Source organism: Streptomyces johnsoniae (assembly GCF_031845565.1).
Lineage (GTDB): Bacteria > Actinomycetota > Actinomycetes > Streptomycetales > Streptomycetaceae > Streptomyces > Streptomyces johnsoniae.
Genome location: NZ_JAVREV010000029.1, coordinates 44,038 through 53,440, shown reverse-complemented (window position 1 = coordinate 53,440; position 9,403 = coordinate 44,038). Strand labels below are relative to the sequence as shown.

Genomic DNA, 9,403 nt, shown 5'->3' with positions numbered 1-9,403 from the left:
GTTCGCGGCAGGTGGTCGTCGATCTCCACGTAGAGTGCGGTGATGAGGGTGTCCAGGTCGGTCAGCACAACCGGATCTTGGACACCCTCACCTCATTCCCGCAGGACTTCGGCATAACTCGTCTAGTGCAGCCTGTGGACCACGGCGTGGCCCCGGCCGCGTGCGATGAGGACGCGGTTGACCGGCGTGGTGACGAGGAACGCCACCGCGAACGCCGCCGCCAGCGTCCACCAGAACAGCCCCTCGGACAGATGCGCCTCCATCGCGCCCGGGGTGAGCGCGATCACGCCGTTGTCGACCAGCTCCATCACGGTGATGGAGACCGTGTCCGCGGCCAGGGCCGTCCTGACCGCGGTGCGCAGCGGCAGCCCCGCGTGCAGCACGGCGTACAGGGTGAAGCTGTAGCCGAAGAGGAACGCCAGCACGATCGCGAGCAGCATGGTCGGAGCGGTATGCCAGGCCAGGGCGGTGCCGATGACCATGCCGAGCACCTCGCCCACCGCGCAGCCGGTCAGGCAATGCAGGGTGGCACGTGCGGCGGTGCCCCAGGAGGCGGCCCCGGCCGGGTGCCGGCTGTGCTCCCGCATGGTGATGCCCCTTCAGGTGCGGGCGGTCGGCGAACGCCGAGGCGGCCACGCCCCGTGGCCGCGGGACGCGGCCGCCGGGCATGGCCGTCTTCGAGGATTGCGGAAGCGATGGTACGTCAGTAGGGGCCGTTGACGTTGTCGATCGAGCCATAACGGTCGGCCGCGTAGTTGGCCGCCGCGGTCAAATTGGCCACCGGGTCGTACTGGTCATGCGGCGTACCCTCGACGTGATAGGCGTCGAACGTCGGCTTGATCACCTGCAACAGCCCTATGGAAGGCGTGCCGTTGATGGCATTGATGTCCCAGAGATTGATGGCATTGGGGTCACCGCTCGATTCGCGCATGATGTTGCGGTGCAGTCCCTCGTAAGTGCCGGGAATTCCGTTCGCCGCCATGATGTCGAGCGCCTCGCGAATCCAGCCGTCGAGGTCGTCGGTGTAGACGGGCTCGGGCTCGGGGGCGGGTTCGGGCTCGGGCGCCGGGGCCTCGGCGGCGGGCTCGGCGGCCGGGACCGCGGCCTCCTGCCGCTCGGCGGCGCGGCTCGCGGCCTCCTCCGCGGCGCGTTCCTCCGCGGCCAGGCGTTCGGCCTCGGCGCGCTCCGCGCGCTCGGCGGCCTGCTGCTCCGCCACCTCGGCGGCGCCTTCGGCCACGGCGTGCTGCCCGGCCACGGCTTCGGCGAGTACGGAGTCGGCGACCGGGTCGAGATCGGCGCGCGGCGTCTCCCGCGCCTCTTCCGCAGGGGCGGGCCCGGCGGGCCTGCCCTGCCCCGGAACGTCGGCGGACTTCACGTCCCAGCCGGCGGCGCCGGCGGCGGACACCGGCTCGGAGTCGGCGGTGGGGGCGACGGTGAGGGCGAGCGCGGCCGCCCCGGCGGTCGCGAGCGCGGCGGTGGCGGTCTTCCGCAATCGGGTCGTGCGGAGCGTGGGGATGCGGCGATGAGCGGGCATTTCAGGGGACCTCGTGTTCCTCGCGGATTGCGATGGCCCTTCGTAGCAGCACCCAAAAAGTCGGCGCAATCACCACGAGTACTAAGCTGGATAGTGTGCGGGAAGGCCCGGAACAGGCCCGTATCAAGCCGGGAAAAAGAAATGAGCCCGGTCAGCGGCTCACTACGAAAGCACTACGTACTTTCGTATGTGACCCACGCCCTATGACCGGGCTCACACTTTTCCTGTGCTGTCGAGATGTTTCGCTCGGGCAAAGATGCGGGCTCAGCGGACCCAGATCGTGATGGTCGAGCCGCGCGGTGCACTGTCCCCGCTGTGCACGGACTGGTTGAACACCGTGCCGGTGAAGAAGACGCGGTTCACGTCCACTTCGAAGCCCTCGTCCTCCAGCGTCTCGCGGGCCTCGCCCTCGCTCATGCCCCGCACGTCCGGCACCTCGATCATCTCAGGACCCTTGGAGATGGTCAGCTGTACCGTGTCGCCCTCCCCGGTGCTCTCCCCGGCCGTGGGCGACTGCTCGGCGACCGTGCCGGACTCCTCCTCGGAGAAAACGCGTTCCTCCTCGACGTCCACCTCGAAGCCCTGGGAGGTCAGCTCCTCGATGGCCGAGCCCTCCGGCAGGCCGGTCACGTCCGGCACGAAGACCTCCCGGCCCTTGCTGACCGCGAGGCCGACCGCCGAATCGGGCCTGCGCTGCTCGCCCGCCGCCGGGTCCGTCTCGATCACGGAGCCGCGCGGGACCTCCTCGGAGTAGCGCCACGTCTCCTCGCCGGGCGTGAGCCCCGCGTCCCGCAGGTCCGCCTGGGCCTCCTCAAGGGGCAGCCCGCGCACGTTGGGCACCTCGGCGACCGCGGGGCCCGTCGAGACGGTGATGGTGACCGTCGAGTTTTTCCGCACGCGCTCGCCGCGTTCCGGGTCGGTCCGCAGCACGAGGCCGCGTTCCACCGACTCCGAGGTGTCCTCCTCGACGTCCACCTTCAGACCCGCGTCCCGCAGCACCTCGGTGGCCTCCGCCTGCTCCAGGCCATACACCCCCGGGGTGCGCATGAACTGGCCCGAGTTGATGTACCAGACGCCCAGGCCGCCGGCCAGCACCACGAGCACCGCGGCGATCAGCGCGAGCACCCGCCGGCTCGGCAGCCGCCGCCCGCCGGGCGCGGCACCCGGCGGGTGGGGCGGCGGCGGCAGCGGCACGTCGATACGGGAGGTGGCGTCGGCCCCGTCAGGACCGGCCGCCGGCACCCCGGCCGGCCGCGGCACCACCCGGGTCCTGTCGTCGGGTCCGACCGCCCCGCTCTCCTCCGCCGCGGCCTGCGCGGCTGCCCGCGCGGCCCCGGCCGCCCGGGCCTCGACGGCCGCGGGCGGCTCGGCGTCCAACTGCTCGTCGGTCAGCGCGGCGCGCGCCGCCCGCACCAGCGACAGCACCCCGGCGGCGTCCGCGGGCCGCTCGCCCGGTTCGCGGGCCGCCACTCCGGCCACCAGCCGGTCCAGCTCCGCGGGCAGCCCCGGCACCGCCTTCGACGGCGGGGGAACGTCCTCGTTCACGCGCGCGTACAGCAGCCGCGCCGGGGAGTCCCCGGCGTGGGGCCGCGCGCCGGTCAGCATCTCGTACAGCAGCACGCCGCAGGCGAAGACGTCGGTGCGGGCGTCGACCGTGCCGCCCTCGATCTGCTCGGGGGCCAGGTAGGAGACCGTTCCCAGCAGCGAGCCCGTCGTGGCGGAGGTCTGGTTGTCCACGCCCCGCACCAGGCCGAAGTCGGCGATCTTCACCCGGCCGTCGTCACCTATGAGCACGTTCTCCGGCTTGATGTCCCGGTGCACCAGGCCGCCGCGGTGGGCGGCGGCGAGACCGGCGAGCATCGGTTCCAGGATGTCCAGCACCGCGCGCGGGCGCAGCGCCCCCCGGTCGCGCAGTACGTCGCGCAGCGTGCAGCCCGCGACGTACTCCATCGCGAGATAGACGTACGACCGGTCCGTGCCCTGGTCGAGGACCCCCACGACGTTCGGATGGTCCAGCCGCGCCACCGACTTGGCCTCGCGGATGAACCGCTCGACGAACGCCGCGTCCTCGGCGAGCGAGGGATGCATCACCTTGAGCGCGAGCACTCGGTCGAGGCGGGTGTCCACGCCGCGGTAGACCGTGGCCATGCCGCCCACGGCGATTCGCTCCTCGACGCGGTAACGACCGTCGAGAACGGAACCGAGCAGCGGATCATGAAGGGTGCTGTCCACGGCGATCGAGTCTACGAGCTGAAACGGAGCGCCCGTCCGCCGACGGCCGTCCCGCAGCAGGACTGAAGCCGAACGGTGACGGAAGGCCTGTCAGCCGCCGACCGGCAGGCCCAGGATTCCGCGGATCTCGATTTCGCTGTCGATTCCCATGGCGTCGTAGCCGGCCTCGACGTGCCGGACGAACGCGCCCTCGTCCCCGGCCCCCGCCGCGTCGTTCCAGTGCGCCAGGCTGGTCAGCCTGGCCTCGGCCAGCTCGGCGACCAGCGGCTCGATCTCCCGCGGCCAGCTCTCGGCGGTCAGCTCGCCTGCCTCCTGGCCGACCGAGTCCGCCATCCGGCCGGCCCACTCCCGGCGGGCGTCGAGGCCTTCCTCGGGCAGCGGCTCGCCCCAGATCGCCACTTCGAGCGGCGTCGTGACCTCCAGGTACCTGAGCTGGTCGGCGTCCATCGCGGCCGCGTCGCCGCGCAGCGTCCCGGTCAGCGCACCGCCGCCCGACTGCCCGAAGAAGCAGATGATCTCGCGGTCGCCCAGCCGCCAGGTCGCGGCGCCCGGATAGTAGTAGTACAGCTGCACGTCGAGCGGCAGTGCCCAGGAGTCCAGCACGTAGCCCTGGACGCGCGCGCCGCACTCGCGGTAGGCCAGCGCGAACAGTTCGTCGTCGCCGGGGAAGGCATCGTGGCCCTCGACCTGGACGGCGGCGAACGCCTCGGCCTCGTGCGGCCCTTCGCACGGCAGCCGGGTGACGGTCAGCTCCTCGGCGCCCTCATCGAACGTGCCGAGCCCGCTGCCTGAGTCGAAGCAGTCGCCCACCGCGATGTCGAAGACGCTGAGGTCCGTGCCCTCGCGGCCCTGGCCGTCCTCCTGCCGGCCGTCCTCCTGCTCGCCGCCCGGCGCCCGGATGTCGCCGGGCTGCGCGTGGGCGGACGCGTCGCCGCCGCGCCCCGCGTCGTGGTCCTCGCGGGTCGCCACGGCCGGGATGACGACGGCGAGTGTGAGGATCGCCGTCGAGGCGATGGCCACCGCCGCCACGGCGAGTCCCTTGCCGCGCTCGGTCCTGCGGTCAAGACCGGCCAGCGCGAGGATGCCGAGCACGAGCCCGGCCGGGAAGAACACCACCGCGGCGATCAGCGAGCCGACCGCGAGCCCGCTGTAGCGCAGCTCCGGCGGCGGGGCCGGCGCCGGGGGCACCGGTGCCAGCCGCGGCACGGGCGGCAGGGCCCCGCCGTGCGGCGGCTGCGGTGTGGTCACGGTCCCCCCCAGGAGCTGGTGCCGGTCGGCTGCGTCGTTCCCGTCATCCCCCGTCGCGGCGCCGTCCCCCGAGCGACAGCGGGATCGTATATCAGTGCGAGAACGCGGGCCGTTCGGGATCGAACGCCGCGAGCCCCGCCACCGGCGAGGACGCCTCCGCGAAGTGCCGCCGTGGAATCCGGCCCGCGAGCCGCGCCAGCCGGCCCGCCGCCACCGCGTGCCGCATCGCGTGCGCCATCCGCACCGGCCGGCGCGCCCTGGTCACCGCCGAGGCGAGCATCACCCCGGCGCAGCCCAGCTCCATCGCCAGCGCGGCGTCGGACGCCGTGCCCGCCCCCGCGTCCAGGATGACCGGCACCCCGGCCCGCTCGGTGATCAGCTCGAAGTTGTGCGGGTTGCGGATGCCGAGGCCGGAGCCGATGGGGGAGCCGAGCGGCATCACCGCGGCGCAGCCCGCGTCCTCAAGACGCCGGGCCAGCACCGGATCGTCGTTCGTGTACGGCAGGACCGTGAAGCCGTCGTCGACCAGGATCTCGGCCGCGTCCAGCGTGGCCACCGGGTCGGGCAGCAGCGTCCGCTCGTCCGCGATCACCTCCAGCTTGACCAGGTCGGTCCCCAGCGCCTCCCGCGCCAGCCGCGCCGTCAGCACCGCCTCGCCCGCGGTGTAACAGCCCGCCGTGTTCGGCAGCGGCCGGATGCCCAGCTCGTTGAGCACCGAGAGCACCGAGCCCTGCACCGCCGGGTCGAGCCGGCGCATCGCGACCGTCGTCAGCTCCGTGCCCGAGGCGGCCAGCGCGTCGTTCAGCACCGTCAGGCTCGGCGCCCCGCCGGTGCCCATGATCAGCCGCGACGTCAGCCGCAGCCCGCCGAGCACCAGCGCGTCGTCGTCAAGGGTCCCGGGGGACCCGTCGGTTGTTCCGGACATGGGTCAGCCTCCCTGAACGGCGGTCAGTACCTCGACGCGGTCGCCCTCGGCCAGCGTGGTGCCGGACCACCGGCCGCGCGGAATCACCGTTTCGTTCACCGCGGCGGCGATGCCCGAGGGGGCCGAGGACAGCCCGGCCACGAGATCGGCAAGCGACGTGCCCGCGGCCACCTCGCGGCGCTCGCCGTTGATCCGGACGGCCAGCAGGTCGCTCATGCCGCCACCCCCCGGCCGCCCGCGAACCGCTGTGCGCTGAACGGGCGTGCGTAATCCGGCAGTTCCCCGGTGACCAGCGCTTGGGCCAGCGCCTCGCCGGTGACCGGCGCCAGCAGTACCCCGTTCCGGTGGTGGCCGGTCGCCAGGTGCAGCCCCGGCAGCGCGGTCGGCCCGAGCAGCGGCGCGTTGTCCGGCGTGGCGGGCCGCAGCCCGGCCCTGGTCTCCGTCAGTGGCAGCTCCGTCAGCCCGGGCACCAGCTCGTGCGCGTCCCGCAGCAGCTCGTACACGCCGCCCGCGGTCACCGTGGTGTCCAGGCCGCGCTCCTCGGAGGTCGCGCCGATCACCAGCTCCCCGCTGAGCCGCGGCACCAGGTAGACGTGGCCGCCGCGCACCACCGCGCGCACCGTGCGCGAGAGGAACGGCGGCCGCGCGTCCGGCATGCGCAGCCGCAGGACCTGCCCCTTCACCGGCCGCACCGGCACCGCCACCTCGGGCGGCAGCCCGGCCGGCTCGCCGCTGCGGCAGCCGCCGGCCAGCACCGACTGCCCGGCCGCCAGCGCCGTGCCGTCCGTGAGCACCACCCCGGTGGCGCGCCCCGCGCGAACGGTCACCTCCCGCGCCCAGCCGCGGTGGAAGACCACCCCGGCCCGTTCACAGGCGGTCAGCAGCGCGGCCGTCAGCAGCCGCGGATCGGTCTGGTGGTCGCCGTCCACGCGCAGGCCCCCGCGCACGCCCGGCGCGAGCATCGGCTCCAGCTTCCTGCACTCACGCCCCGTCAGCCACTGCACGTCCAGGCCGCAGCGCTCCTGGAGCAGGTGCAACTCCCGCAGCTGCGCGCGGTCGTCGGCGTCGAGCGCCACCGAGAGGGTGCCGCAGGCGCGGTAGCCGATCCCCGTTCCCGCGGCCTCGGCCAGCTCGTCGGCGAACCGCGGATAGCGCGCCGCGGAGGTCAGGTTGAGGTCGAGCAGCGCCTCCTCGCCGTGGTGCAGCTCGGTGACCGCCGCGAGCATGCCCGCCGCGACCTGTGCGGCGCCGCCGCCGGGCGACGGGTCCACGACCGCGGTCCGCAGCCCGCGCCCGGCGGCCCGCCAGGCGGTCACCAGGCCGATGACGCCGCCGCCGACGACGACCGCGTCGAAGGCGGCCGGGGGGCCTGCCGAACCGGCCGCGGACCGTACCCCCGGCCGGTGCGTGTGTGCGTGCGATGTGTGTGCGTGCGATGTGCGCGAATCCAACGCGCCTCCTCCCTTCGCCGGCATGACCCGGATCAGGTGCATACGGTCGGAGGCCGATCGAGCCTCCCTCTCAGCCCGGTGCGCCGGGCTCCCGCGGGTGCCTTTCCACCGGCCAGCCTAGTACGGCACCGGGACGGCGGGCGGCGCGGGCCTGAGAGAGCGCTCTCTCGACTTGTGCGCCCGAGCGGCGCCGCGCGGCGGAAATCAGTTCCGGGAACGTGCGGGACTCCTTGACGCCCCCCGCGGCCACTTCTAAGTTCCCGGTCCAGAGAGCGCTCTCTGGAAGCCCCCCACTCGTGAAGGAGAGCATGTGAAACGTCCACCTGCGCACGATGCTCCGCCGGGCCGCCGCGGCTGGCCGCGCCGCGCCCTCTTCAGCGCCCTGGCCGCCGTGTCCCTGGTCGCCTCCCTGATCACCTCCACGGCCGCCACGGCCGCGGAGGAGGCCGACGCGGGAACCCGGGCGGTCCGGGTCGCCGAGTTCGTCGCCGAGTGCGAGTTCAGCCACCGGGCCCCGGACGATCCGATCGTCTTCCCCGGACTGCCCGGTGCCTCGCACTCGCACAGCTTCTTCGGCAGCACGGTCACGGACGCCTACACCAACCTCGGCGACCTGCTCGCCGGGGACAGCACCTGCGAGCCATCCGTCGACCTGTCCTCGTACTGGGTGCCGACCCTGTTCGTCGACGGCGAGCCGGTCGAGCCGCAGAGCGCCACGTTCTACTACCTCGGCGAGGGCGTGAACCAGGACGTCGTCGGCCAGATCCAGCCGTTCCCGCAGGGGCTCAAGCTCGTGGCGGGCAACGCGCTGGCGTCCGGGCCCGAGGAATCCTCGGCCCGCTGGTCCTGCCTGCACGCGGGACACGTCAACCCCTCCAAGGACTTCGTCAACTGCCCGTCCGGCACGGCGCTGGAGTCGTACCTCGACTTCCCGCAGTGCTGGAACGGCCGCGACCTGGAGTCCTCCGACTTCACCAGCCACATGGCGTACCCGGTCGCGGGCGAGTGCCCCGCCACCCACCCGGTCGCGGTGCCCAAGCTCAGGCAGGTGCTGCGCTACCCGGTCAGCGGCGATCCGTCCGGATTCGAGCTGGCATCCGGGCCCGGATACACCATGCACGGCGACTTCTTCAACGCCTGGCCCGAGGACGAACTCGAAAGGCGGGTGCGGGACTGCATCAATCCCGTCATCAAGTGCGGCACGGACGGCGTTCCTTCGTAGCCGGCCGCACCCACGTGCCGGCCCGCGACCGCGGGCCGGCACCGGACGAGAGGAACGGGATTCCGATGACAGCCACCCCGGCCGCGCGGGCCGCCGCGGCGCTGCTCGCGGGCCTCCTCCTGGCCGGCTGCGGCGGTTCTGACGGCGGCACCGACGAGGAGGACGCCGGCACCGGACCGGCAGCGGCGACGGACACCGGCGGCACGGCTGGGGCGACCGAGGCGGCCGGCGAGCCGGCCGCGGCCGGTGACCTCAGCCCCACGGACCTCGCCTGGGCGCAGCTGATGATCCCGATGAACGACCAGCTGCTGCCCCTGCTCGACGAGGTGACGCGGCGCGGCTCCGCCCCTGGGCTCAGGGAGTTCGCCGAGGAACTCGCCGCGGGCCACGAGACCGAACTGACCGGCCTGCACGCCCTGCTCCGCGACGCCGGCGTGACCTACACCAACGTGCACGAGGGCCACAGCATGCCCGGCATGGTCACCGACGAGGAACTGGCGGCCCTCGAAGACACCCGGGACGAGGACTTCGACCGGGAGGCCATGGCCCTCATCGCGGAACACCTGGAGCAGTCGGCACGCGTGTCCCGTTCCGAACGGGACGCCGGCTCGGCCGAAGCCGCGACGGCACTCGCCGCGGACCTCGACGAGGCGCGCACCGGCCAGTTGGCCGAGCTGGAACGGCTCGGCGGCTGACCCCGCGCACCCCGCCCGGCGGCCCCGCCGCCGCACCCCCCACCAAGGAAAGGACCAGGACGAGATCATGCATGCCAAGAAACCGGGGAGGCGCCT

Annotated in this window: 9 protein-coding genes and 1 riboswitch; of the genes, 2 read left to right on the top strand and 7 right to left on the bottom strand. The window is 73.4% G+C overall.

The features are described from left to right. Positions 1-122 precede the first annotated feature (122 nt). The 7 genes from RM779_RS32515 to thiO form a co-directional block, all read right to left on the bottom strand. The gene (locus tag RM779_RS32515) at positions 123-587 is read right to left on the bottom strand and encodes a DUF4396 domain-containing protein (protein ID WP_311621395.1); all 465 of its coding nucleotides are present in this window, start codon (positions 585-587) and stop codon (positions 123-125) included. Positions 588-703: 116 nt separating this feature from the next. Beyond that, entirely contained in the window at positions 704-1,534 is an 831-nt protein-coding gene (locus RM779_RS32510) for a transglycosylase SLT domain-containing protein (protein WP_311621394.1), read from the bottom strand. Between the two features lie 264 nt (positions 1,535-1,798). After that, positions 1,799-3,766 (bottom strand): Stk1 family PASTA domain-containing Ser/Thr kinase, encoded by a 1,968-nt coding sequence (gene pknB, locus RM779_RS32505; RefSeq protein ID WP_311621393.1) that lies wholly within the window; start codon positions 3,764-3,766, stop codon positions 1,799-1,801. 90 nt (positions 3,767-3,856) lie between these two features. Then, positions 3,857-5,014 carry a DUF4190 domain-containing protein gene (locus RM779_RS32500; protein WP_311621392.1) on the bottom strand — a complete coding sequence of 386 codons (1,158 nt, stop codon included), beginning with the start codon at positions 5,012-5,014 and terminating at the stop codon, positions 3,857-3,859. 91 nt (positions 5,015-5,105) lie between these two features. Beyond that, positions 5,106-5,939 carry a thiazole synthase gene (locus tag RM779_RS32495; protein WP_311621391.1) on the bottom strand — a complete coding sequence of 278 codons (834 nt, stop codon included), beginning with the start codon at positions 5,937-5,939 and terminating at the stop codon, positions 5,106-5,108. Positions 5,940-5,942: 3 nt separating this feature from the next. Continuing rightward, complete coding sequence (thiS, locus tag RM779_RS32490) at positions 5,943-6,155, bottom strand: sulfur carrier protein ThiS (protein WP_311621390.1); 213 nt, start codon at positions 6,153-6,155, stop codon at positions 5,943-5,945. Continuing rightward, positions 6,152-7,264 (bottom strand): glycine oxidase ThiO, encoded by a 1,113-nt coding sequence (gene thiO / locus RM779_RS32485; RefSeq protein WP_394813445.1) that lies wholly within the window; start codon positions 7,262-7,264, stop codon positions 6,152-6,154. Before thiO ends, thiS begins: the two co-directional genes overlap by 4 nt. Positions 7,265-7,382: 118 nt before the next feature. Continuing rightward, a riboswitch (TPP riboswitch) is annotated at positions 7,383-7,495 on the bottom strand. 205 nt (positions 7,496-7,700) lie between these two features. Here thiO and RM779_RS32480 point away from each other — a divergent pair. Further along, positions 7,701-8,612 (top strand): DUF1996 domain-containing protein, encoded by a 912-nt coding sequence (locus RM779_RS32480; RefSeq protein ID WP_394813444.1) that lies wholly within the window; start codon positions 7,701-7,703, stop codon positions 8,610-8,612. A gap of 65 nt (positions 8,613-8,677) precedes the next feature. Continuing rightward, positions 8,678-9,307 (top strand): DUF305 domain-containing protein, encoded by a 630-nt coding sequence (locus tag RM779_RS32475; RefSeq protein ID WP_311621388.1) that lies wholly within the window; start codon positions 8,678-8,680, stop codon positions 9,305-9,307. Positions 9,308-9,403: the final 96 nt, after the last annotated feature.

Coding starts and splice junctions, on each gene's coding strand:
- RM779_RS32515 (WP_311621395.1), bottom strand. CDS start 587: ATGCGGGAGCACAGCCGGCACCCGGCCGGGGCCGCCTCCTGGGGCACC.
- RM779_RS32510 (WP_311621394.1), bottom strand. CDS start 1,534: ATGCCCGCTCATCGCCGCATCCCCACGCTCCGCACGACCCGATTGCGG.
- RM779_RS32475 (WP_311621388.1), top strand. CDS start 8,678: ATGACAGCCACCCCGGCCGCGCGGGCCGCCGCGGCGCTGCTCGCGGGC.
- RM779_RS32495 (WP_311621391.1), bottom strand. CDS start 5,939: ATGTCCGGAACAACCGACGGGTCCCCCGGGACCCTTGACGACGACGCG.
- thiS (WP_311621390.1), bottom strand. CDS start 6,155: ATGAGCGACCTGCTGGCCGTCCGGATCAACGGCGAGCGCCGCGAGGTG.